This is a genomic window from Xanthobacter dioxanivorans (assembly GCF_016807805.1).
In the GTDB taxonomy this organism is placed as follows: domain Bacteria; phylum Pseudomonadota; class Alphaproteobacteria; order Rhizobiales; family Xanthobacteraceae; genus Xanthobacter; species Xanthobacter dioxanivorans.
This window is the reverse complement of sequence record NZ_CP063362.1, coordinates 3,472,258-3,495,849: the sequence shown is the minus strand read 5'-3', so window position 1 is coordinate 3,495,849 and position 23,592 is coordinate 3,472,258. Positions and strand designations below refer to the sequence as shown.

The window sequence follows — 23,592 nt, the reverse complement described above, 5'->3', positions numbered from 1 at the left end:
ACGCCGTCGAGTGCCGCACTGATCCTCTGACCCCTGCCGGGCAAGCGTCCACACGTCCCCATGCGTCCCAGCTCCGCGCCAAAAGAAAAGGCCGCCCGAAGGCGGCCTTTCCGTTGTCCGAGGCTATTCGCCCTGGATTATTCCGCCGCGTCGGCGGGACCTTCCACCAGAGGGTGGCCTTCGGTCTGCTCGTCGCGGGTCGCGACGATGAGGTCGTCGCGGCTGTTGGCGATGGTGCGCAGGCGGTTCATCTGGGCGCCGGTGCCGGCCGGGATCAGCCGGCCGACGATGACGTTCTCCTTCAGGCCTTCCAGCGGATCGACCTTGCCGTTGACCGCCGCCTCGGTGAGGACGCGGGTGGTCTCCTGGAACGACGCCGCCGAGAAGAAGGAGCGCGTCTGCAGGCTGGCCTTGGTGATGCCCAGGAGCACGGGATGGCCGGTGGCGGGCTTCTTGCCCTCCTCGGCGGCCTTCTCGTTCGCCTCGATGAATTCGAGCCTGTCCACCTGCTCGTTGTCGAGGAAGTCGGTCTCGCCCGAGTCGTCGATCTCCACCTTCTGGAGCATGTTGCGGACAATCACTTCGATGTGCTTGTCGTTGATGTTCACGCCCTGGAGCCGGTAGACTTCCTGGATTTCGTTGACGAGGAAGGCGGCAAGCTCTTCCACGCCCTTGATCGCCAGGATGTCGTGCGGCGCCGGGTTGCCATCGACGATGAAATCGCCCTTCTCCACCACGTCGCCGTCCTGGAGATGGATGTGCTTGCCCTTCGGGATCAGGTATTCCACCGCATCCCCGCCGTCGGTCGGCTCAATGGAGAGCCGGCGCTTGTTCTTGTAGTCACGGCCGAACCGGATGGTGCCGGAAATCTCGGCGATGATGGCCGCATCCTTGGGACGACGCGCCTCGAACAGCTCCGCCACGCGCGGCAGGCCGCCCGTGATGTCACGCGTCTTGGCGCTTTCCATGGGCACGCGGGCCACCGCGTCGCCGGCCTTCAGGGTCTGGTTCGGGTCCACCGAGATGATGGCCTCCACCGGCAGGGCATAGCGGGCATCGCCGCCGCGCGGCAGCTTGATGATCTTGCCGTCCTTGCCCTTGATCAGGATAGCCGGCCGCAGCTCCGGCCCGCGGCCGGCGCGCGAATCCGTCACCACGCGCTTGGCGATGCCGGTCGACTCGTCGACCTGCTCGTTCATCGAGGAGCCTTCCATCAGGTCCTCGAAAGCCACCGTGCCGTCCACCTCGGAGAGGATGGGGCGGGTATAGGGGTCCCACTCGGCGATGCGCTGGCCGCGCTTGATGGTGTCGCCCTCGTCCACCCGCAGGCGGGCGCCGTACTGCACGCGGTTCACCGCGCGCTCGGTCCCGTCATGGTCGACGATGACCACCGCGAGGTTGCGGACCATGACCACGAGGTCGCCTTCCGAGTTCCGCGCCACATTGCGGTTGCGGATACGGACCGTGCCCTCGAAGTTGCTTTCCACGAAGGAGCTATCGGCGAGGGTCGCCGCGCCGCCGATGTGGAAGGTGCGCATGGTGAGCTGGGTACCCGGCTCGCCGATGGACTGGGCGGCGATGACGCCCACCGCCTCGCCCATGTTGACGGGCGTGCCGCGGGCAAGGTCGCGCCCGTAGCAAGTGCCGCAGACGCCGTTGCGGGTCTCGCAGGTCAAGACCGAGCGGATCTTGATTTCCTGGATGCCCGACTTGTTGATCCGTTCGACGTGCCATTCCTCGATCATCGTGCCGCGCGGCACGATGACGGCGCCGGTCGCCGGCTCGACGATGTCTTCCGCTGCGGTGCGGCCGAGGACGCGCGAGGCGAGCGAGGCCACCACCTGGCCCGCATCGATGATGGCGCGCATGTGGATCCCCTTCTCCGAGCCGCAGTCGCGCTCGGTGATGATGGAATCCTGCGCCACGTCCACGAGGCGGCGGGTGAGGTAACCCGAGTTCGCGGTCTTCAAGGCGGTGTCGGCGAGGCCCTTGCGCGCGCCGTGGGTGGAGTTGAAGTACTCCATCACGGTCAGGCCTTCCTTGAAGTTCGAGATGATCGGGCTCTCGATGATCTCGCCCGACGGCTTGGCCATGAGGCCGCGCATGCCGGCAAGCTGCTTCATCTGAGCGGGCGACCCACGCGCTCCGGAGTGGCTCATCATGTAGATCGAGTTGATCTGCTTCTCGCGACCCGTCTTCGGATCCTTCTTCACGGACGAGATTTCCTTCATCATCTCGTCGGCGATGCGGTCCGTGCACTTGCCCCAGGCGTCGACCACCTTGTTGTACTTCTCGCCCTGGGTGATCAGGCCGTCATTGTACTGCTGCTCATATTCCTTGGTGAGGGTGCGGGTCTCCTCGACCAGCTCCCACTTCTTCTTCGGCACCACCATGTCGTCCTTGCCGAACGAGATGCCGGCGCGGAACGCGTTGTAGAAGCCGAGGGACATGATGCGGTCGCAGAAGATCACGCTCTCCTTCTGACCGCAGTGCCGGTAGACGGCATCGATCATGTTGGAGATTTCCTTCTTCGTCATCAGCTTGTTGACGACGTCGTAGGAGAGCTTGGGATGCTTCGGCAGAAGCTCGCCGATCTTCATCCGGCCGGGCGTGGTCTCGTAGATCTTGGAGTAGGACTTGCCTTCCGCGTCCAGGCCGATGTAGCGGCCGCGGATCTTGGTGGCGAGCGTGATCGCCTTGGCGTTCAGCGCGTGGTCGATCTCCGCCATGTTGGCGAACATCATGCCCTCGCCCGGCTCCTTCTCCTTCATGATGGAGAGGTAGTAGAGCCCCAGCACGATGTCCTGCGACGGCACGATGATGGGCTGGCCGTTCGCCGGGTGCAGGATGTTGTTGGTGGACATCATCAGCACGCGCGCTTCCAGCTGGGCTTCCAGCGAAAGCGGGACGTGCACGGCCATCTGGTCGCCGTCGAAGTCGGCGTTGAAGGCCGAGCAGACCAGCGGGTGCAGCTGGATCGCCTTGCCCTCGATCAGCACCGGCTCGAACGCCTGGATGCCGAGGCGATGGAGCGTCGGCGCGCGGTTCAGCATCACCGGGTGCTCGCGGATCACCTCGTCGAGGATGTCCCACACCTCGGGACGCTCCTTCTCCACCAGCTTCTTGGCCTGCTTCACGGTGGCCGAATGGCCCTTGGCGTCGAGGCGCGAATAGATGAACGGCTTGAACAGCTCAAGCGCCATCTTCTTCGGCAGGCCGCACTGGTGCAGCTTCAGCTCCGGGCCCACCACGATCACCGAACGGCCGGAATAGTCCACGCGCTTGCCGAGCAGGTTCTGGCGGAACCGGCCCTGCTTGCCCTTGAGCATGTCGGCGAGCGACTTCAGCGGCCGCTTGTTGGCGCCGGTGATGACGCGGCCGCGGCGGCCGTTGTCGAACAGAGCGTCAACCGCCTCCTGAAGCATGCGCTTCTCGTTGCGGATGATGATGTCCGGGGCGCGCAGCTCGATCAGCCGCTTCAGGCGGTTGTTGCGGTTGATGACGCGGCGGTAGAGGTCGTTGAGGTCGGAGGTCGCGAACCGGCCGCCGTCCAGGGGCACGAGCGGGCGCAGGTCCGGCGGGATCACCGGGACGTGGGTGAGGATCATCCACTCCGGCTTGTTGCCGGACAGCTGGAAGGCCTCGACGATCTTGAGACGCTTGGCGAGCTTCTTGGGCTTCAGCTCGGTGGTGGCCTCGGAAATCTCCACGCGCAGGTCGGCGGCGATCTTGTCGAGGTCCATGCCGCGCAGGATCTCGCGGATGGCCTCGGCACCGATCATGGCGGTGAAGGCGCTCTCGCCATACTCGTCCTGGGCGCGCAGATACTCGTCTTCCGACAGGAGCTGACGGTACTTCAGCTTCGTGATGCCGGGCTCGGTGACCACGAAATACTCGAAGTAGAGAATCCGCTCGAGATCCTTCAGCGTCATGTCGAGCAGAAGGCCGATGCGGCTCGGCAGCGACTTCAGGAACCAGATGTGCGCCACCGGCGCGGCGAGCTCGATGTGGCCCATGCGCTCGCGGCGCACGCGCGAGAGGGTCACCTCGACGCCGCACTTCTCGCAGATGATGCCCTTGTACTTCATCCGCTTGTATTTGCCGCACAGGCACTCGTAGTCCTTGATGGGACCGAAGATGCGCGCGCAGAACAGGCCGTCACGCTCGGGCTTGAACGTGCGGTAGTTGATGGTCTCCGGCTTCTTGATCTCACCGTAGGACCAGGACTTGATCTTCTCCGGGCTCGCGATCGAGATGCGGATCTGATTGAAGGTCGGGGCCGGAACGGTCGGATTGAAGACGTTCAGGACTTCCTGGTTCATAAGCTGGCTCCCAAACGAAGTGGGCCTTAATCTCAAATCCTGACCGGCCGATGCGCCGGTCAGGCGAACCGCTTGCGCGGAAGACGGGGCGGACGCGCGCCCGTCAGGTGTTCTCGAGATCGACGTTGAGGCCGAGCGAGCGCATTTCCTTCACGAGCACGTTGAAGCTCTCGGGAATGCCGCTCTCGAAGGTGTCCTCGCCGCGAACGATGGCCTCGTAGACCTTGGTGCGGCCGGCCACGTCGTCCGACTTCACGGTCAGCATCTCCTGCAGCGTGTAGGCGGCGCCGTAGGCCTCCAGGGCCCACACCTCCATTTCGCCGAAGCGCTGGCCGCCGAACTGCGCCTTGCCGCCCAGGGGCTGCTGGGTGACGAGCGAGTAGGGGCCGATGGAACGGGCGTGGATCTTGTCGTCGACCAGATGGTGGAGCTTCAGCATGTAGATGTAGCCCACCGTGACCTTACGATCGAACGGCTCGCCGGTGCGTCCGTCGAACAGCGTGGACTGGCCGGAGCGGTCAAGCCCCGCCCGTTCTAGCTCCTGCTCGATGTCCGCCTCATGGGCGCCGTCGAACACCGGCGTCGCCATGGGCACGCCCTTGCGCAGGTTCTCGCCCAGCTCGGGAAGTTCCCCATCCTGAAGCTGGTCGATCTCCGGCTTGCCGTAGATGGTCTCCAGCCGGTCCCGCAGGGGCTTCAGATCCTGCTTGGCGTAATAGGCGTCCACCGCGGCCGCCACCTGCCGGCCGAGGCCCGCGCAGGCCCAGCCGAGGTGCGTCTCCAGGATCTGTCCGACGTTCATGCGCGAAGGCACGCCCAGCGGGTTCAGAACGATGTCGACATTGGTGCCGTCCTCAAGGAAGGGCATGTCCTCCACGGGCACGATGCGCGAGACCACGCCCTTGTTGCCGTGGCGGCCGGCCATCTTGTCGCCGGGCTGGATCTTGCGCTTCACCGCGACGAAGACCTTGACCATCTTCATCACGCCGGGGGGCAGCTCGTCGCCGCGCTGCAGCTTCTCGACCTTGTCGAGGAAGCGCTGCTCCAGGCGCTTCTTCGAGTCGTCGTACTGGGCGCGGATGGCTTCCAGCTCCGCCATGATGGCGTCGTCGGCCACCGCGAACAGCCACCACTGCGAGCGCGGGTACTCGGTGAGGAGCTCGCGGGTGACCACGCTCTCCTTCTTGAATCCCTTGGGCCCGGCGATGGCGGTCTTGCCGTCGAGGATCTCGATCAGTCGGCCATAGACGTTGCGGTCGAGGATCGCCTGCTCGTCGTCACGGTCCTTGGCGAGGCGTTCGATCTCCTCGCGCTCGATGGCGAGGGCACGCTCGTCCTTGTCCACGCCGTGGCGGTTGAACACGCGCACTTCCACGATGGTGCCGGTGGTGCCGGGGGGCAGGCGCAGCGAGGTGTCGCGCACGTCGGCGGCCTTCTCGCCGAAGATGGCGCGGAGCAGCTTCTCCTCCGGCGTCATCGGGCTCTCGCCCTTGGGCGTGATCTTGCCGACCAGGATGTCGCCCGCGCGGACCTCGGCGCCGATGTAGACGATGCCGGCCTCGTCGAGATTCTTCAGCGCCTCTTCCGAGACGTTGGGAATGTCGCGGGTGATTTCCTCAGGCCCCAACTTCGTGTCGCGGGCCATGCACTCGAATTCCTCGATGTGGATCGAGGTGAACACGTCTTCCTTGACGATGTTCTCCGAGAGCAGGATCGAGTCCTCGAAGTTGTAGCCGTTCCACGGCATGAAGGCGACGAGCACGTTGCGGCCGAGCGCGAGCTCGCCGAGCTCCGTGGACGGGCCGTCGGCGATGATGTCGCCCTTGCGCACCTGGTCACCCACGCGCACCAGCGGACGCTGGTTGATGCAGGTGGACTGGTTGGAGCGCTGGAACTTCATCAGCCGGTAGATGTCGACGCCCGACTTGGACGGATCGGCCTCTTCCGTGGCGCGGATGACGATACGGGTGGCATCCACCTGGTCGATCACACCGGTACGGCGGGCGGCGATGGCGGCACCCGAATCCCGGGCGACGACGGCCTCCATGCCGGTACCGACGAGGGGCGCCTGCGAGCGCACCAGCGGCACCGCCTGACGCTGCATGTTGGAGCCCATCAGCGCGCGGTTGGCGTCGTCGTTCTCCAGGAACGGGATCAGCGCCGCGGCCACCGACACCAGCTGCTTGGGCGACACGTCCATGAAGTCGACGCGGTCGGGGGCGACCAGGAGCACGTCGCCCGCATGGCGGCAGACGATCAGGTCCTCCTCGAAGCGGCCGTCCTTGTCGAGCGGGATATTGGCCTGCGCGACGTAGTACTTCCCCTCCTCCATGGCGGAGAGATAGACCACCTCATCGGTGACCTTCGAGTCCACCACGCGGCGGTAGGGCGCCTCGATGAAGCCGTACTTGTTCACGCGGGCGAAGGTCGCCAGCGAGTTGATAAGGCCGATGTTCGGGCCTTCCGGCGTCTCGATGGGGCAGATGCGGCCATAATGGGTCGGGTGCACGTCGCGCACCTCGAAGCCGGCGCGCTCGCGGGTGAGGCCACCCGGGCCAAGCGCCGAGAGGCGGCGCTTGTGGGTGATCTCCGAGAGCGGGTTGGTCTGGTCCATGAACTGCGACAGCTGGGACGAGCCGAAGAACTCGCGCACCGCCGCCGCCACCGGCTTGGCGTTGATGAGGTCCTGCGGCATCACGGTGTCGATGTCGACCGACGACATGCGCTCCTTGATGGCGCGCTCCATGCGCAGCAGGCCGACGCGATACTGGTTCTCCATGAGCTCGCCCACCGAGCGCACCCGGCGGTTGCCCAGGTGGTCGATGTCGTCGATCTCGCCCTTGCCGTCGCGCAGCTCCACCAGCGTCTTGATGACGGCGAGGATGTCGTCGCGGCGCAGCACCCGCACGGTGTCGGGGCAGTCGAGGTCGAGGCGCATGTTCATCTTCACGCGGCCGACCGCGGAAAGGTCGTAGCGCTCCGGATCGAAGAACAGCGAGTGGAACATGGCCTGCGCCGAATCGATGGTCGGCGGCTCGCCCGGGCGCATCACGCGGTAGATGTCGAAGAGCGCGTCCTCGCGGGTCACGTTCTTGTCGGCCGACAGCGTATTGCGGATGTAGGCGCCGGTGTTGACGTGGTCGATGTCGAGGACCGGAATCTCGTTGTAGCCGGCTTCCTCAAGCAGCTTCAGCATCTTCTCGGTGATTTCCTCACCGGCTTCCGCATGAATCTCGCCGGAGCGCACATCGACGAGGTCCTCGGCGATGTACTGGCCGATCATCTCCTCGTCGGAGATCTTGAGGCCCTTGAGGCCCTTCTCGGCGAGCTGGCGGGCGGCGCGCACGGTCAGCTTCTTGCCGGCCTCGAGCACAACCTCGCCGGTGTCGGCGTCCACCAGGTCGGAAACGGCCTTGTAGCCCTTCATCCGCTTGGGATCGAACGGCATGCGCCAGCCGCCCTTGGCCCGCTCGAAGGGGATCTTCTCGTAGAAGGTCGAGAGGATCTCCTCGTTGTCGAGGCCGAGGGCATAGAGCAGGCTCGTCACCGGGATCTTCCGGCGCCGGTCGATACGCGCATAGACGATGTCCTTGGCGTCGAACTCGATGTCGAGCCAGGAGCCGCGATAGGGAATGATGCGCGCGGCGAAGAGCAGCTTTCCGGAGGAGTGCGTCTTGCCCTTGTCGTGGTCGAAGAACACGCCCGGCGAACGGTGCATCTGCGAGACGATGACGCGCTCGGTGCCGTTCACGATGAACGTGCCGTTCATGGTCATCAGCGGGATGTCGCCGGTGTAGACGTCCTGCTCCTTGATGTCCTTCACCGACTTGGCGCCGGTATCGGGATCCACATCGAACACGATGAGGCGGAGCGTCACCTTGAGCGGGGCGGCAAACGTCATGCCGCGCTGGCGGCACTCGTCCACGTCATACTTGGGCGGCTCGAACTCGTAGCGCACGAACTCCAGCATGGCCGCGCCGGAGAAGTCGGAAATAGGGAATACCGACTTGAACACCGCCTGCAGGCCGTCGTCGTCGCGGCCGCCCTTGGGTTCCTCGATCTGCAGGAACTGGTCGTAGGATGCCTTCTGAACCTCGATGAGGTTCGGCATCTCGGCCACTTCCTTGATCTTGCCGAAGAACTTGCGGATCCGCTTACGACCGGTGAACGTTTGCGCCATCTCGATCCTCGTCCGTCCTGGTCCTCATCGGGCCGGCACCCTGGCGTTCGTCATGAAACGCAAGAGCTCGCCGCGCCGGCACCGGAACCTCATCGACCGTCCGGTCCGAAGGGGTGGGGGCACAAGGCCATCCCCCTTCAGCACCATGACGGCTCTCCCGGCAGCCGCGCGAACCCATCCGCGTTGGCTGCCGGGAGAACCGTCCTCTCCCGCGACGCCGCCCCGGCAAGCCGGCGCGGCGCTATGGACGGGGTCCGGCGGACCGGACCCCGAATGTCAAAAGCTCACTTGAGCTCGACCTTGGCGCCAGCCTTCTCGAGCTGGGCCTTGAGCTTCTCGGCCTCGTCCTTGGAAACGGCTTCCTTGACGGGCTTCGGAGCGCCTTCCACCAGGTCCTTGGCTTCCTTGAGGCCGAGACCGGTGATGGCGCGCACTTCCTTGATGACCTCGATCTTCTTCTCGCCGGCGGCGGCGAGGACGACCGTGAACTCGGTCTGCTCTTCCACCGCGGCGGCGGCAGCGGCCGGGGCAGCGGCAACGGCCACGGCGGCGGCGGCGGAAACGCCCCACTTCTCCTCGAGGAGCTTCGCCAGCTCGGCGGCCTCGAGAACGGTGAGGGAGGACAGCTCGTCGACGAGCTTGGTCAGATCAGCCATGGGAATACGTCCTTAGATAGGTTCGGATTTGGATATTGCGAGATCGGGCCGCGGTCACGCGGCCGTGTCCTCACGCAGCTTCGTCCTGCTTGGCATAGGCCCCGAACACGCGGGCGAGCTTCGTCGCCGGTGCCGTGGTGAGCTGCGCGATCTTGGTCGCCGGGGCCTGGATGAGGCCGACGAGCTTTCCGCGCAGTTCGTCCAGGGACGGCAGTGTGGCGAGCGCCTTCACACCGTCCACGTTGAGGGCCGTGGTGCCCATCGCTCCGCCGAGGATGACGAACTTGTCGTTGGCCTTGGCGAATTCGACGGCAACCTTCGGCGCCGCCACCGGATCGCTGGAATAAGCGATCACCGTGGGCCCCTTGAGCAGGGACGCCACGTGGGCGACGTCGGAGCCTTCCAGAGCGATCTTGGCGAGGCGGTTCTTGGCCACCTTCACGGTCGCACCGCTTGCCTTCATCTGCCGGCGCAAGCGCGACATCTGGGCAACGGTGAGGCCGGAATAGTGGGCGACCACGACGACGGACGTGCTCTTGAACACATCCGTGAGCGTCGTGACGAGCTGTTGTTTTTCCGCTCGATCCACGTCTGGCTCTCTTTAAGCCTGTGGCGGCTCCTTCGCCTCCGAGGAGGCACCGGACCCGCCGGTTGCGCCTTGCCGCGTTCCACGGCCAACCTGTCGTCACGACATGAAGGCCGCGATCCGCGACGCTCACATGCCCTGTCCCCTCATGCCCGGGCACGGAAAACCGTGTCGCGAAGCGCAAGGCGCTGGTTCCGAACCGATCTTCATCTTCGCGCGACACGAGCCGGCGAAGGCCGAAATCCGCTCTTCCCCGTCTATGCTGGCCTCCCAAAGCCCGCCTCGGCGAGGCGGGTGCGGAAATTAAGCCTTGAAAGAACGCCAGATTGAGCGAACATCAGGGCACCGGCAGTCTCGGACAGGACTTCCGTCTGTTCACGATCCGTCAAAGTTGACAGGTCATTACAGACGATAAGGCCGGGCGGGCGAACCCTCCCAGCCCTTCCGCCCACTCAAGGGCGAAAGCTCCACACTTCAGAATCTCCCGCATGTCGCCACGCAGGAGAGCGGCGCTTATAGCCGACTTCGGCACGCTTGTCACCCCTGGCACTTGACAAATCGCAAAGCCTGCGATCGCACCGGCCAACGGCGGCAGCGGCGCCCCGTATCCCCTTCCCGCGCAAACAAAAAAGGGAGGCTGCGTGGCAGCCTCCCTGCTTGTCCGGGACGAAACCCGATCAGGCGGTGAGAACAGTCGCCGGCTCCACCTTGATGCCGGGGCCCATGGTGGAGGAGACCGCCACGCGCTGCAGGTACGTGCCCTTGGCGCCGGCGGGCTTGGCCTTCACCACCGCGTCCACAAAGGCGCGGATGTTCTCGGCCAGCTTGTCGGCCGGGAACGAGGCCTTGCCGATGCCGCCATGGATGATGCCGGCCTTCTCGACGCGGAACTCCACCGCGCCGCCCTTGGCGGCGGCGACGGCGCCCTTCACGTCCATGGTCACGGTGCCGACCTTCGGGTTCGGCATCAGGCCGCGCGGGCCGAGGATCTTGCCGAGACGGCCGACCAGCGGCATCAGGTCCGGGGTGGCGATGCAGCGATCGAAATCGATGGTGCCGCCCTGGATGCTCTCCAGCAGGTCCTCGGCGCCGACGATGTCGGCACCGGCCGCCTTGGCCTCGTCGGCCTTGGCGCCGCGCGCGAACACGGCGACGCGCACGGTGCGGCCCGAGCCGTTGGGCAGGTTGCACACGCCGCGCACCATCTGGTCCGCATGGCGGGGATCGACGCCGAGGTTCAGCGCAACCTCGATGGTCTCGTCGAACTTGGCCGTGGTCCGCTCCTTGAGCAGCGTCAGTGCCTCGTCCAGGGGGTAGAGCTTGACACGGTCAATGCCCTCGTTGACGGCGCGGATGCGCTTGCCTTGCTTTGCCATGGCGCTCACCCCTGAACCTGCAGGCCCATGGACCGGGCCGAACCTTCGATCATCTGGACGGCGGCCTCGACGGTCTCGCAGTTCAGATCCTTCATCTTCTTCTCGGCGATCTCCGCGAGCTGGGCGCGCGTGACCTTGCCGACGAAGGTGCCCTTGCCGGGCGTCTTCGAGCCGGAGCCGGGCTTCTTCTTCGTCTCGAGGCCGGCGGCCTTCTTGAGGAAGTAGGAGACCGGCGGGGTCTTCAGCTCGAAGGTGAAGGAGCGGTCCTGGTAGGCGGTGATCACCACCGGGATCGGCATGCCCTTTTCGAGCTGCGCGGTCTGGGCGTTGAACGCCTTGCAGAATTCCATGATGTTCAGGCCGCGCTGACCGAGCGCGGGGCCGATCGGCGGGGCCGGATTGGCGCTGCCGGCGGGCACCTGCAGCTTGACGTAACCCGTAATTTTCTTCGCCATTTCACAACTCCCCAAATGCGCCGCGCGCCCCCTCGGGGGCTTGCGGCCGGGATCGCGTGGTGCGGATCAAAGGGCGCTTGGCGAGACGCCCCCTCCCCTCCCACGCCGGTGCCGCCACCCAAGGCGGGGGCGCCAGGTACGGCGGCGCAACCGCCGCCGATTGCGCTCAGACCTTCTCGACCTGAGCGAATTCCAGTTCCACCGGCGTCGCGCGGCCGAAGATGGACACCGCCACCTTCACGCGCGAGCGGCTTTCGTCCACCTCTTCCACGATGCCGTTGAAGGAAGCGAAGGGCCCGTCGGCCACCTTGACCGTCTCGCCCACCTCGAAGGTAATGGAGGGCTTCGGCCGCTCGATGCCTTCCTGCACCTGCTGCAGGATGCGCATGGCCTCGGACTCGGAAATCGGCATGGGCTTGTTGTCGGCGCCCAGGAAGCCGGTGACCTTCGGCGTGTTCTTGATGAGATGGAAGGCCTCGTCGGTGAGGTCCATCTTCACCAGCACGTAGCCGGGGAAAAACTTGCGCTCGGTGTCCACCTTCCGGCCCCGGCGTACCTCCACCACCTTCTCGGTGGGCACGAGGATCTGCTCGAACAGGTCGGTGAGATTACGCTGCTCGGCCTGCTCGCGGATGGAGTCGGCCACCTTCTTCTCGAAGTTGGAATAAGCGTGAACGATGTACCAGCGCTTCGCCATGTCTGCCGCCCTTCCGCTCAGTGCCCGAGGGTGAGGAGGGTGGAGACGCCGAACCGGATGATCTGGTCGACGATCAGGAAGAAGATCGAGGCGAGAAGCACCATCACGAACACCATGGCGGTGGTGATCAGCGTCTCGCGCCGCGTCGGCCAGGTGACCTTCGCCGTCTCGGCGCGGACCTGCTGAAAGAACTCGACGGGACTGTTCTTCGCCATGACGCTCTTCGCCACCTGTGCCGGGCGGCCCCGCCGGAAAACCGGCAGCCGCCATATCAATGCCGCGGCGCATGCGCCGCTGGAATTTGCTCGACCCGCCGGCGCCGGCTCTTGCGAGACGTTGCTTCGGGATCCTTCGGGCGGCCCAAGCTCGCGCCCCGCCCCTCGGCTCGCTGGACCTGCCGCTCTTTTCAGGAGTGGCAGGAGTGGAGGGACTCGAACCCCCAACCCCCGGTTTTGGAGACCGGTGCTCTAACCAGTTGAGCTACACTCCTAGGCCGGAACCTCGATGCGGAGACCAGGGGTCCGCCTGCGTCGAGGGTAGACTCCGCCGCGCCGGGAAGTGACCCAGCGCATCGGACGCGTGTATCTAGAGAGATGCGCGGCGCCTGTAAAGGGGCACGCTACTGCGCCGCCGCGTCGGCCACAGGTTCCGCAGGCGTGGCCGGCGCCCCCTCGCGTGCCGGATAGAGGCCTTCGCTGAAGCCGCCATTGGCCGGCGCGTAATACGGCGTCGTGCGCATCACGGCGGCAAACTTGTCGTTGTCCGCCTTGCTGCTCACATAGGGCACGTCGCGCTTGGTCTTGAGCGCGAATGCATCGCCCTGGAAATGATCGAACTCGACGGCGCTCGAATCAAAGCCGAGGCAAGCCTCGCGGTCGAAGGGCCCGCCCATCATTTCCTTGTAGTAGACATTGGGCTTCACGCAGAGCTTGAAGTTCCTTACCGTCCATTCGCCCTGGATCACCTCGCGCCGCCCCTCCTCCCAGACGAGGAGGCGACCGCCCTTGGCGCCCGGAGGCGGAGGCTCGAAATAGGCGGCGATGGGGCCGCTGAAGCGATAGGCGCCGATCAGGGTGCGCCCGCCCCAGCTTGCGGCGCGCTTGGCCTGCGCGTCCTCCACCTGCTCCGGTGTGGCGCAGCCCACCAGCGCCCCACAGAGGGCCGCCACCGGCGCGTGGACGCGAATTGCCCTGATCATGGTCATCCCTGACGCAAGAAAGGCAGGCCTCGGCCTGCCTTTCTATTGTTCACTCCGAGGCGACCGCCCGATCGGCAGCCCTCAGATCACTCGATGATGGCGGCGACGACGCCGGCGCCACAACCCGTCCGCGCTTGTCGCGGACGGGCCGATGGCTGCGATCACTCGATGATCGCAGCCACCACCCCTGCGCCAACCGTGCGGCCACCCTCGCGGATGGCGAAGCGCAGCTTCTCTTCCATGGCGATCGGCACGATCAGCGCCACGTCCATGGACACGTTGTCCCCCGGCATCACCATCTCGGTGCCTTCGGGCAGCGTGCACACGCCGGTCACGTCCGTCGTGCGGAAGTAGAACTGCGGCCGGTAGTTGGTGAAGAACGGGGTGTGGCGCCCGCCCTCTTCCTTGGTCAGGATGTAGGCCTCGGCCTTGAACTTGGTGTGCGGCTTCACCGTACCCGGCTTGCACACCACCTGGCCGCGCTCCACGTCCTCGCGCTTGGTGCCGCGAACCAGGATGCCCACGTTGTCGCCGGCCTGGCCCTGGTCCAGAAGCTTGCGGAACATCTCGACGCCGGTGACCGTGGTCTTCTGCGTCGGGCGGATGCCCACGATCTCGACTTCCTCGCCCACCTTGATGATCCCGCGCTCCACGCGGCCCGTCACCACCGTGCCGCGCCCCGAGATCGAGAACACGTCCTCGATCGGCATCAGGAACGGCAGGTCCACCGGACGCTCGGGCTGCGGGATGTAGGCGTCGACCGCCTCCATCAGCTTCAGAACCGCTTCCTTGCCCAGCTTCGGATCGCCGTTCTCAAGCGCCACCAGCGCCGAGCCGCGGATGATCGGGATGTCGTCCCCGGGGAAGTCGTACTTGGACAGAAGCTCGCGCACTTCCAGCTCGACCAGCTCGAGAAGCTCCTCGTCGTCGACCATGTCGCACTTGTTGAGGAACACCACCAGCGCCGGCACGCCCACCTGGCGGGCCAGAAGGATGTGCTCCCGGGTCTGCGGCATGGGGCCGTCGGCCGCCGAAACCACCAGGATCGCGCCGTCCATCTGCGCCGCGCCGGTGATCATGTTCTTCACATAATCCGCGTGCCCGGGGCAGTCCACGTGCGCGTAGTGACGGTTCGCCGTCTCGTATTCCACGTGCGCGGTCGAGATCGTGATGCCCCGCGCCTTCTCTTCCGGCGCCTTGTCGATCTGGTCGTACGCCGTGAACGTCGCCCCGCCCGTCTCCGCGAGGATCTTCGTGATCGCCGCCGTCAGCGACGTCTTGCCGTGATCAACGTGACCGATCGTGCCGATGTTGCAGTGCGGCTTCGAGCGGTTGAACTTCTCTTTGGCCATCGTTCTCTCTCAGTCGGTCAGCGCCCCGCACGGGCCGCAAAAAAAGCCGCCGTGGGATAGGGGGTTTCGGTTGCGGATGCAAGAGCCGGCCTCGCATCCGGCTCCACCCCGCCCTACGGGCGCCCCGCCGGCCGGGCCGGGGCTGTGCCCGCGGAGGCACACGTGGCCCGCAATCGCCTTCCGCTACGGAATACCCCTTGCCCCCCGCTACCTCCGCAACCAAAAGTCGCAAGGTGACATGCCGGGGGCCCTTTCCGTGAACGCACTTATTCGCGTCGTCGCGACCGCTTTCGTCGCGCTGCTGGTCGGCGCCTGCGCGACGTTGCCGAAACACGCTTTGTCCGAAGCGGAGATCGCAAGCCTCACCCTGGCGAAGGTGAAGGTCACCTTCCCCTCGGACGGCAGCGTCAAGTGGGCCGAGGCCGACGCGCTGGAGACGAAGGAGCGCGAGACCCCCCGTCCCGATCTCCACCAGATCGAGCGGGCCGGCTTCCGCTCCTACGCCGAGCATCGGGTGGCGGCCGCGCTCACCACGGAGAGCCACCGCCTGCTTGGCGGTATCCTCCAGGGCACCCGCCCCGCCCGGCTGGAGATCACCGTGCGCAGCCTGCTCATCCCCACGACCCAGGAACGCACCGGCCAGGTGCTGGCGGCCACCGCGCTCACGGTGGTTCTGGCGGGGCCGATCGCGGCCGGCGTCGCGGCCAGCACCACGCAGGGCATTTTCATCACCTGCGACATCGCCATCGTCGACATGGCCACCAATGCCGTGCTCGCCTCGGTGGACGGGGTGAAGGCCAGCAGCGCGTCGGCCCAGTTCAGCGGGGAATCGGTGGACAGCATCGCTGCCGCCGTGCTCGCCAAGGTGAAAAGCTGGCTGTCGGAAAAGGCGTCCGCCTGAAAAAGACTGGAGCGGGTGAAGGGAATCGAACCCTCGTATTCAGCTTGGAAGGCTGCTGCTCTACCATTGAGCTACACCCGCGCGGGCAGGTCCGTTTCCGGGCCGGCCCGGATGTCTTCTTGCGGTCGACGGGTGGTGGAGGGGGTTGGATTTGAACCAACGTAGGCAGAGCCAACGGATTTACAGTCCGTCCCCTTTAACCACTCGGGCACCCCTCCAACGACGCCCGTCGCACCGGTTCTTCCCGCCGCGGCGGGAAGACTTCCCGGCAAGCTGGGATCAAGGAACCCCAGCACGCCGAAGCCGACGATGAGCGTGCGCAAATCGCCGTCCGAGGCCGGGTTTATGTGAAAGCGGCGCGCCGAAGTCAACCGGAAATGAGCGCCGCGCCCGCGCCTGTGGACGAAACCCGTCCCTGCCCGCCCGCGCACTTCCTCCTGCCGTTGCTCTTGCGCCCCGCCCCGGGCTCTGACAAAGCCTCATCATGTCCGAACGCCCGCCCCGCGAACCCCGCCGCCCCGGCGCCCGCCCCACCTTCGCCAGCCGCGCCGGCCGGACCGGCGGCGGCCCCTTTCCACCGCGCCGGGCAAAAGGCGGCAAGGCTCCGCCCTGGACAGGGGCTGAGGATGTGGCCCTGCTCTATGGCTGGCACACCGTGGCCGAGGCCATCGCCAATCCGAAGCGCCGTTTCCGGCGCATCCTCGCCACCGAAAACGCCGTGAACCGCCTGGCCGAGGAAGGGCTCACGCCGCCCATCGCGCCCGAGCTGGTGCGCCCCGGTGACATCGACAAGCTGCTCGGACCCGATGCGATCCATCAGGGCCTCCTTGCAGAGGCGGACCACCTGCCCTCCCCCCACCTGAAGGACATCGCCAAGACCGACCTCGTCCTGGTGCTGGACCAGATCACCGACCCGCACAATGTGGGCGCCATCGTGCGTTCGGCGGCAGCGTTCGCGGTCAGCGCCATCGTCACCACGGCGCGCCACAGCCCGGCGGCCACCGGCGTGCTCGCCAAGAGCGCCTCGGGCGGGCTCGAGCACGTGCCCTTCTGCCTGGTGACGAACCTGGCGCGGGCGCTCACCGAGCTGCGCGAGAACGGCATGCTGGTGGTGGGGCTCGACAGCGAAGGCGCCGCCGACCTTGAAGACACCCGGCTCAGGGCGCCCCTCGCCCTCGTGCTCGGAGCGGAAGGCAAAGGCCTGAGGCAGCTCACCCGCGAGACCTGCGACGTGCTCGCCCGCATCGACCTGCCGGGCGTCATCAAGAGCCTCAACGTGTCGAACGCCGCCGCCCTCTCCCTCGGCATCGCGCGACGGGCGATGAAGCGCGGCTGAGACAGAGCCGTCCGGTGCACGCATTCTCCTGCCTGCCAGGTTCCCTGCCTGCCAGCAAAAGCGGAGTTGCCCGTCGGGTTGTTTCAACCGGACCGTTTACCCCTGGAAACGAAGGCGCGGACGCGCACCAGATCTCTTCGCGCCTGCACCTAAGACCAATGACCAATCGCAAATTTACCATTCCTTCGCCATGCTGATGTCATGGCGCTGAATTGCGCCCAGCCCTGCCGGACATTCGCACACTAAAACGATGCGAAACGGAGGGCCGACGGAGGAACGCCCTGATCCCGCTGCCACGCCTGCGTGGCTGCGCGCAATGGGCCGTGCCCGCCCGGCCCCCCTCCCGGCATTGCCTGTGATCGGCTCGACTTCCGCCCCCCGGCGGAGCCCTGAACGACGGGAGGACAACATTCCATGAGCGTGACGACAGCAGGGGTGGCCGCCAAGCCCCGTCCCATGACCCGCGAGGAGAAGAAGGTCATCTTCGCCTCCTCCCTCGGCACCGTTTTCGAGTGGTACGACTTCTACCTGTACGGCTCGCTCGCGGTCATCATCGGCAACCAGTTCTTCAACGTCGCCGGCGCCGACGGCAAGCCCATGTTCGACCAGGCGACGCGCGACATCTTCGCGTTGCTGGCGTTTGCCGCCGGCTTCCTGGTGCGCCCCTTCGGCGCCGTCGTGTTCGGGCGCATCGGCGACCTGGTGGGCCGCAAGTACACCTTCCTCGTCACCATCCTCATCATGGGCCTGTCGACCTTCATCGTCGGCATCCTGCCCTCCTCCGCCTCGATCGGCATCCTGGCGCCGATCGTCCTCATCGCCCTGCGCCTGCTCCAGGGCCTCGCCCTCGGCGGTGAATATGGCGGCGCGGCGACCTACGTGGCGGAGCACGCGCCCCACGGACGGCGCGGCTTCTACACTTCCTGGATCCAGACCACGGCGACGCTGGGCCTGTTCCTGTCTCTGATCATCATCCTCGTCACCCGCACCCTCGTGGGCGAGCCGGCGTTCGCGGCCTGGGGCTGGCGTATTCCGTTCCTCGTCTCCATCGCGTTGCTCGGCATCTCGGTGTGGATCCGTCTCCAGCTCTCCGAATCGCCGACCTTCCAGAAGATGAAGGAAGACGGCACCACGTCGAAGGCGCCTCTGTCCGAAGCGTTCGGCCGGTGGTCGAACCTGAAGATCGTGCTGCTCGCCCTGTTCGGCCTCGTCGCCGGCCAGGGCGTGGTCTGGTACACGGGCCAGTTCTATGCCCTGTTCTTCCTGCAATCGATCCTGAAGGTGGACGGCTACACCTCCAACCTGCTCATCGCGTGGTCGCTGCTGTTCGGCACGGGCTTCTTCGTGTTCTTCGGATGGCTCTCCGACAAGATCGGCCGCAAACCCATCATCCTGGCGGGCTGCCTGATCGCGGCGGCGAGCTACTTCCCGCTGTTCAACATGATCACCTCCTACGCCAACCCGGCGCTGGAAAAGGCGATCCAGAACGTGCGGGTGTCGGTGGTGTCCGACCCGGCCAATTGCGGCAGCCTGTTCAACCCGGTCGGCACCCGCATCTACACCGCGCCGTGCGACATGGCCCGCGACTTCCTCGCCAAGTCCTCGGTCAAGTACTCGACCGAGGCCGGCCCCGCCGGCACCCCAGTGCAGCTCAAGGTGAACGACGTGGTGGTGCCCTACGGGCCCGACTTCAACAAGACCGCCTTGGCGGCCTTGCAGGCGGCCGGCTACCCAAGCGCGGCCACCAACAAGGACATCATCAAGATGTCGAACCCGTTCGACATCTTCCAGCCCCGCACCGCGGCGGTGATCGGCCTGCTGTTCATCCTCGTCCTGTTCGTGACGATGGTGTACGGGCCCATCGCGGCGGCGCTGGTGGAGCTGTTCCCGGCGAGCATCCGCTATACCTCCATGTCGCTGCCCTACCACATCGGCAACGGCTGGTTTGGCGGCCTGCTGCCGGCCACCGCCTTCGCCATGGTGGCGGCCACCGGCGACATCTATTACGGCCTCTGGTACCCGATCGTGGTGGCCCTCATGACCTTCGTCATCGGCCTCCTGTTCGTGCCGGAGACCAAGGACCGCAACATCGACCACTGGCACTGAGGCGCCGCGCGCCCAGGGCGCGCTCACCAACCGAACGGCCCCGCCTGCGCGGGGCCGTTCTCGTTCCGCACCCCGGCGCACGGCTTGTCCGCCTCGAATGTCGCTGGTAGAGCATGGGGCAGGAAAGCCGGTTTAGCTCAGCGGTAGAGCAGCGGTTTTGTAAACCGAAGGTCGGGGGTTCAATCCCCTCAACCGGCACCACTTACGGGTCGACGAGCGTCGTTCGACGTCGCAAGATTCTCTGATTTAAAAGATTTATCCGGCCATGTCGGCCGGCGGCGCCTTGGAAGCGCGGCCGGCTATTCGGCAGACATGGACAGGTCCCTCGCCGCCGCCAGGAGCTTCTCCAAGATCTCGCCTTCCAGACGCGCGCGCGGTGTGCGACCGAGATTGGCACTGAGATTGATGGCCGCGACCACCGCACCGCTGGTGTCGCGGATCGGGGCGGCGATGCCGCAGGCGCCGAGTTCCAGTTCCTCGCAGACCAGCGCCCAGCCTCGTCGCCGCACGGCGTCGATTTCATCCACCAGCTTCTCCACGTCGGTGACGGTCTGCTGGGTGTAGGCCGGCCGCTCGATGCCGGACAGCAGGCTGCGCAGCGCGTCCGGCGCCAGGCTCGTGAGGAGCACGCGGCCCATGGAGGTGCAGAACGCCGGCAGGCGGCTGCCCACAAGAAGCCGGCTGCGCAGGATGCGGGCCACGTCGGCCCGCGCCACGAACGTCACCTCGGCACCGTCCAGCACGGAGACCGCCACCGTCTCGTCGGTCGCCTCGGACAACGCTTCGACGACCGGCCGGGCGCGCTCGGCGATGTCGAGGGAGGTGAGATAGGAATAGCCGAGCCGGAGCACACTGGAGGTGAGGAAAAAACGCCCCCCTTCGTTCTCCTGCGCGAGGCCGAGCTCCACCAGCGTGTGGAGCAAGCGTCGTACGCCGGCACGCGTCAGCCCCGTGCGCTGGGCGGTCTGCGAGATCGTGAGGCCGCCGGACGCGCCCTCGAACGCTGCGATCACGGCGAGCCCCTTCGCGAAGGCTTCCACGAAGCTGTCGCCACCTTTCGGCCAGCCGGCGATCGCCTGCGCACTCCATAGCTGCTTCACAGCCGGCTCCTTATCCCATAGGATGTTCGTTGTACGACAATATGTTCGTTCAACGAACATGACAAGGGAGGAATGAATGCGATTTCCAAGATTGGCGCCGGCGTTCGCGCTGGCTGCCGCGCTCGCGGCGCCGCTGCCCGATTCGGGGCTTGCGGACACGTTTCCGAGCCGCCCCATCAGGCTCGTCGTGCCGGCCGCGACGGGCGGGCCCACCTATCTCACCGCGAAGATGGTGGCCGACCACATGTCGGAGACCTTGAAGCAGCCGGTGGTGGTGGAGCCGGTGCCGGGCGCCGGGGGCAACACCGGCGCGCTGCAGGTGGCCCGCGCGGCACCCGACGGCTACACGCTCCTGGTGGCCACCATCGGCACCCACGCCATCAACCGGACGCTCTACAAGACACTGCCGTTCGACCCCATCGGCGACTTCGAGCCGGTGTCCCAGCTGGTGCAGTATCCGCTGGTGTTGGTCGCGACCCCGTCGCTGCCGGCGAACACCGTTCCAGAGCTGATCGCCTATGCCAAAGCCAATCCGGGCAAGGTGATGCGTGCCTCCGGCGGCAGCGGCACCTCCATGCACCTCACCGGGGAACTGTTCCGTGCCCAGGCCGAGGTGGACATGCCCCATGTGCCCTATAAGGGCAGCTCGCCGGCGCTCACCGATCTCGCCGGTGGCCATGTGCAGGTCATGTTCGATTCGCTCATGACGGCGATGCCGCTGGTAAAGGCCGGCAAGCTGAAGGCGCTTGGCGTCACCGGCGTCACGCGCTCGCCCATCGCGCCGGACGTTCCCACAATCGCCGAGCAGGGGCTGAAGGGGTACAGCGCGTTCGGCTGGATCGGCATCGTCGCGCCAAAAGGCACGCCTCGCCCCGTGGTGGACACGCTCGCCTCCGCCGTTGCCGGCGCGCTGAAGGATCCGAAGATCCACGAGATGCTGATCGCCCAGGGCGCCGAGCCGGTGAGCTCCACGCCGGACGCGTTCCGCGCGTTCATCGCCGACCAGACGAAGCTCTGGGCGGTCGCGGTCAAAGCTTCGGGCGCGCAGGTGGAGTGAGGCTCATGATTCCTTCATCCGAATTCACCGATCGCGTCGCGAAGCTCGCCGCCCGGCTGCGGGCGGAAGGCGCGGGGGCCTATGTGGGCACCCGCCAGGCCGCGCTGCACTATCTTGGCGGCGTCTTCATGCCGTGGCGGGGCGCCGTCGTCGTCACGCGGGACGGTCATTGCGAGATCGTCTACTGGGCCATGGATTCCGAGCGCGTGCGCGCCGAGGGATGCGCCCAGCCGGTCACCGACTTCACCGGATCCGCCCTGGTCGAAGCCGTCGCCGGCATCCTGTCCCGCACGGGCGTGGACCGGCTTGCGGTGGGGCTGGACATCGAGCATCCCGGCGCCGCCCAGGTCGCGCCGGGCATGCTCACCGCCGGCGAGTTCCTTGCCTTCGGCCGGGCGCTCCCGCAGGCGCGCCTCGTGAATGGCGTCGACTGGATCGACGACCTCATGCTCATCAAGTCGCCTGCCGAGATCGCACTCCTACGCAAGGCGGCCGAGGTCGCGGCGGCCGGCTATGAGGCCGGCGTCGCGGCGGTCGCGGAAGGCGTCACCGAGAACCACGTGGCGGGCGTGGTGGAGGCGGCGATCCGGGATGCGGGATCGTCCTGGGCCTGGGCCGTGACCGGCGGCACCGAGGTGGGCGCCGGTGGGCGGACCGCCTTCGCCCGGGGTGTCACCCAGCAGGCGACGGACGCCGTGATCCGGCGTGGGGAATTCGTGGTGATCGACCTGCACAGCATGGTGGGGGTCTATCTCTCCGATCTGTCCCTTCCGGTCTTCCTCGGCCCGCCGGACGCGGAGCAGAAGGCGCTCGCCGATTGCTGGGAGGACGTGGCGTCGACCATGCTCGCCGCGCTCCGGCCAGGCCGGGCGGTGAAGGACTGCGTGGCGGAAGGCCGGGCGGTGTTCGCGCGCCACGGCCTTGCGGAGCATGGCCTGCCCCTGTTCGGCCATGGCCTCGGCACCTGCGCCCGCACGCGGCCTTTCCTCAACCTCGCCAGCACCGATACCGTCCAGGAAGGGATGGTGGTGGCGCTTGGCACGCATCTCTATCGGCCCGGGGTGGGGGCCTGCGCCTCGAATACCCCGCCGTGGTCACCGCGACCGGCGCGGCAGGGCTCAGCGGGCTCGCCCCGACGGTGCGCTCCCTGCCCTGAGAGAGCCCGGCCCTTCGCCGCACGCCTTTCTCCGCGATCCGGGAGAGGCGTGCGGCGGGCGAAGGATCGTCACGCGCGAAGGTGGCGATGGAAGCGATCACGCGTCCCCCGGACTATTCTTTCTCGGACACGTTCCGACGGATGTGGGCCGCGAGGTGGTCCGCGGCTGGAGAGCCACCCGGGTGACGCTCCCACAGGATGAGGTCGACGCCCTGGAGCGGCGGCAGCCCCTCGGCGTTGCCCAGGCGCGAAAGCCCGGACGCACGCACGGACTGGGCGAGAACACACACCGCGGCATCGGCCAGCGCCATGGACTGGAGACCGGCGATGCTCTCCGAGATGCAGGCGATGCGCCAGCGCCGGCCGATGCGGTCGAGGGCCGCAAGGGCATAATCCCGGTAGAGGTTGCCGTCGGGCAGCATGGCGAGCGGGAGGGGGTCGGCGAGATGCGCGACCCCGCCCGCCGCGCCGAGCCAGATCAGCGGCTCCGGGCGCAGGAGGGTGCCGGTGCCGACGCGCGGCGCGACGCCCGGCATGCGGGTAGCGATGGCGATGTCGAGCAGCCCCTCCCCCATGTCTTGCGCCAGTTGGCGCGACAGGGCGCATCGCACCGTCACCTCGACGCCCGGATAGCTCGCGCGGAAACGGGCGAGCGTCTGGGGCAGGAGGAAGGCGGCGTAGAGGTCCGGGCAGCCCAGCGTCACGCGCCCCGCCACGTCGTCGGCCGACAGCCGCAGCCGCGCCTCCTCGTCGAGGCGCAGCATGGTGCGCGCATGGGGCAGCAGCATCTCGCCGTGGCGGGAAAGCTTCAGGTGCCGCAGGTCCGGCTCGAACAGGGAAAAGCCGGCCGCCTCCTCGAGCCGTCGGATCTGCAGGCTGATGGCCGGCTGGGTGCGGTTCAGCCGGCGCGCGACACGGGTGACGCTCTTCTCCTCCACCAGAAGGACGAAGGTGCGCAGCAATCCGATTTCCAGCGTTCGCGACATGCGGATATGATAAATTTTATTTAGCTTCGTGCAAAGCAATATAAATTTGATTTGATCTCAATGCCTCGATCTAATCTCCCCGACAGGTCAGATCATCTGTCCAACGACTGATCAAAACCTTCGACTTT

Annotated in this window: 17 protein-coding genes and 4 tRNA genes; 6 read left to right on the top strand and 15 right to left on the bottom strand. The window is 66.5% G+C overall.

Features of this window, described 5'->3' with window-relative positions; genetic code table 11:
- Positions 1-137 precede the first annotated feature (137 nt).
- The 11 genes from rpoC to tuf all read right to left on the bottom strand — a co-directional run bounded on the left by rpoC (position 138) and on the right by tuf (position 14,822).
- Positions 138-4,322, bottom strand: a complete 4,185-nt coding sequence (rpoC, locus tag EZH22_RS16260) for a DNA-directed RNA polymerase subunit beta' (protein WP_203191590.1) — start codon at positions 4,320-4,322, stop codon at positions 138-140.
- A gap of 103 nt (positions 4,323-4,425) precedes the next feature.
- A complete protein-coding gene (gene rpoB / locus EZH22_RS16255; RefSeq protein WP_203191589.1) occupies positions 4,426-8,502 on the bottom strand; it encodes a DNA-directed RNA polymerase subunit beta in 4,077 nt (1,358 codons plus the stop codon).
- Between the two features lie 284 nt (positions 8,503-8,786).
- A complete protein-coding gene (rplL, locus tag EZH22_RS16250; RefSeq protein ID WP_203191588.1) occupies positions 8,787-9,158 on the bottom strand; it encodes a 50S ribosomal protein L7/L12 in 372 nt (123 codons plus the stop codon).
- Positions 9,159-9,228: 70 nt separating this feature from the next.
- Positions 9,229-9,747, bottom strand: coding sequence for a 50S ribosomal protein L10 (gene rplJ / locus EZH22_RS16245; RefSeq protein ID WP_203191587.1), 519 nt, complete (start codon positions 9,745-9,747; stop codon positions 9,229-9,231).
- Between the two features lie 674 nt (positions 9,748-10,421).
- Positions 10,422-11,120 (bottom strand): 50S ribosomal protein L1, encoded by a 699-nt coding sequence (gene rplA, locus EZH22_RS16240; RefSeq protein WP_203191586.1) that lies wholly within the window; start codon positions 11,118-11,120, stop codon positions 10,422-10,424.
- 5 nt (positions 11,121-11,125) lie between these two features.
- On the bottom strand, positions 11,126-11,575 hold the full coding sequence (gene rplK / locus EZH22_RS16235) for a 50S ribosomal protein L11 (protein ID WP_203191585.1): 450 nt from the start codon (positions 11,573-11,575) through the stop codon (positions 11,126-11,128).
- Positions 11,576-11,741: 166 nt separating this feature from the next.
- Positions 11,742-12,272 (bottom strand): transcription termination/antitermination protein NusG, encoded by a 531-nt coding sequence (gene nusG, locus EZH22_RS16230; protein WP_203191584.1) that lies wholly within the window; start codon positions 12,270-12,272, stop codon positions 11,742-11,744.
- Positions 12,273-12,289: 17 nt separating this feature from the next.
- Positions 12,290-12,487 carry a preprotein translocase subunit SecE gene (gene secE / locus EZH22_RS16225; protein ID WP_203191583.1) on the bottom strand — a complete coding sequence of 66 codons (198 nt, stop codon included), beginning with the start codon at positions 12,485-12,487 and terminating at the stop codon, positions 12,290-12,292.
- A gap of 198 nt (positions 12,488-12,685) precedes the next feature.
- A tRNA-Trp gene (locus EZH22_RS16220) sits at positions 12,686-12,762 on the bottom strand.
- A gap of 129 nt (positions 12,763-12,891) precedes the next feature.
- Positions 12,892-13,470, bottom strand: a complete 579-nt coding sequence (locus tag EZH22_RS16215) for a hypothetical protein (protein WP_203191582.1) — start codon at positions 13,468-13,470, stop codon at positions 12,892-12,894.
- Between the two features lie 161 nt (positions 13,471-13,631).
- Positions 13,632-14,822 carry an elongation factor Tu gene (tuf, locus tag EZH22_RS16210; RefSeq protein WP_203191581.1) on the bottom strand — a complete coding sequence of 397 codons (1,191 nt, stop codon included), beginning with the start codon at positions 14,820-14,822 and terminating at the stop codon, positions 13,632-13,634.
- A 256-nt stretch (positions 14,823-15,078) separates the two neighbouring features.
- Between tuf and EZH22_RS16205 the strand changes: the two genes are divergently transcribed.
- Entirely contained in the window at positions 15,079-15,723 is a 645-nt protein-coding gene (locus EZH22_RS16205; RefSeq protein WP_203191580.1) for a hypothetical protein, read from the top strand.
- Positions 15,724-15,730: 7 nt separating this feature from the next.
- On the opposite strand, the gene EZH22_RS16200 is transcribed toward EZH22_RS16205, so the two are convergent.
- Both EZH22_RS16200 and EZH22_RS16195 read right to left on the bottom strand, forming a co-directional pair.
- Positions 15,731-15,804 (bottom strand) — tRNA-Gly (locus tag EZH22_RS16200).
- 52 nt (positions 15,805-15,856) lie between these two features.
- A tRNA-Tyr gene (locus EZH22_RS16195) sits at positions 15,857-15,941 on the bottom strand.
- 266 nt (positions 15,942-16,207) lie between these two features.
- On the opposite strand from EZH22_RS16195, the gene EZH22_RS16190 reads away from it, so the two are divergent.
- The 3 genes from EZH22_RS16190 to EZH22_RS16180 all read left to right on the top strand — a co-directional run bounded on the left by EZH22_RS16190 (position 16,208) and on the right by EZH22_RS16180 (position 19,366).
- Entirely contained in the window at positions 16,208-17,059 is an 852-nt protein-coding gene (locus EZH22_RS16190; RefSeq protein ID WP_203191579.1) for a TrmH family RNA methyltransferase, read from the top strand.
- A gap of 414 nt (positions 17,060-17,473) precedes the next feature.
- The gene (locus EZH22_RS16185) at positions 17,474-19,165 is read left to right on the top strand and encodes an MFS transporter (protein ID WP_203191578.1); all 1,692 of its coding nucleotides are present in this window, start codon (positions 17,474-17,476) and stop codon (positions 19,163-19,165) included.
- 126 nt (positions 19,166-19,291) lie between these two features.
- A tRNA-Thr gene (locus EZH22_RS16180) sits at positions 19,292-19,366 on the top strand.
- A gap of 98 nt (positions 19,367-19,464) precedes the next feature.
- On the opposite strand, the gene EZH22_RS16175 is transcribed toward EZH22_RS16180, so the two are convergent.
- A complete protein-coding gene (locus EZH22_RS16175; RefSeq protein ID WP_231711004.1) occupies positions 19,465-20,265 on the bottom strand; it encodes an IclR family transcriptional regulator domain-containing protein in 801 nt (266 codons plus the stop codon).
- Between the two features lie 76 nt (positions 20,266-20,341).
- Here EZH22_RS16175 and EZH22_RS16170 point away from each other — a divergent pair, with 76 nt between their 5' ends.
- Together EZH22_RS16170 and EZH22_RS16165 are read left to right on the top strand one after the other, a co-directional pair.
- Entirely contained in the window at positions 20,342-21,322 is a 981-nt protein-coding gene (locus EZH22_RS16170; RefSeq protein WP_203191576.1) for a Bug family tripartite tricarboxylate transporter substrate binding protein, read from the top strand.
- Positions 21,323-21,327: 5 nt separating this feature from the next.
- Positions 21,328-22,680, top strand: coding sequence for a M24 family metallopeptidase (locus EZH22_RS16165; protein ID WP_203191575.1), 1,353 nt, complete (start codon positions 21,328-21,330; stop codon positions 22,678-22,680).
- Here the strand turns inward: EZH22_RS16165 and EZH22_RS16160 are convergent.
- A complete protein-coding gene (locus tag EZH22_RS16160; RefSeq protein ID WP_203191574.1) occupies positions 22,592-23,464 on the bottom strand; it encodes a LysR substrate-binding domain-containing protein in 873 nt (290 codons plus the stop codon). The two genes, EZH22_RS16165 and EZH22_RS16160, sit on opposite strands and share 89 nt — an antisense overlap.
- Positions 23,465-23,592 lie beyond the last annotated feature (128 nt).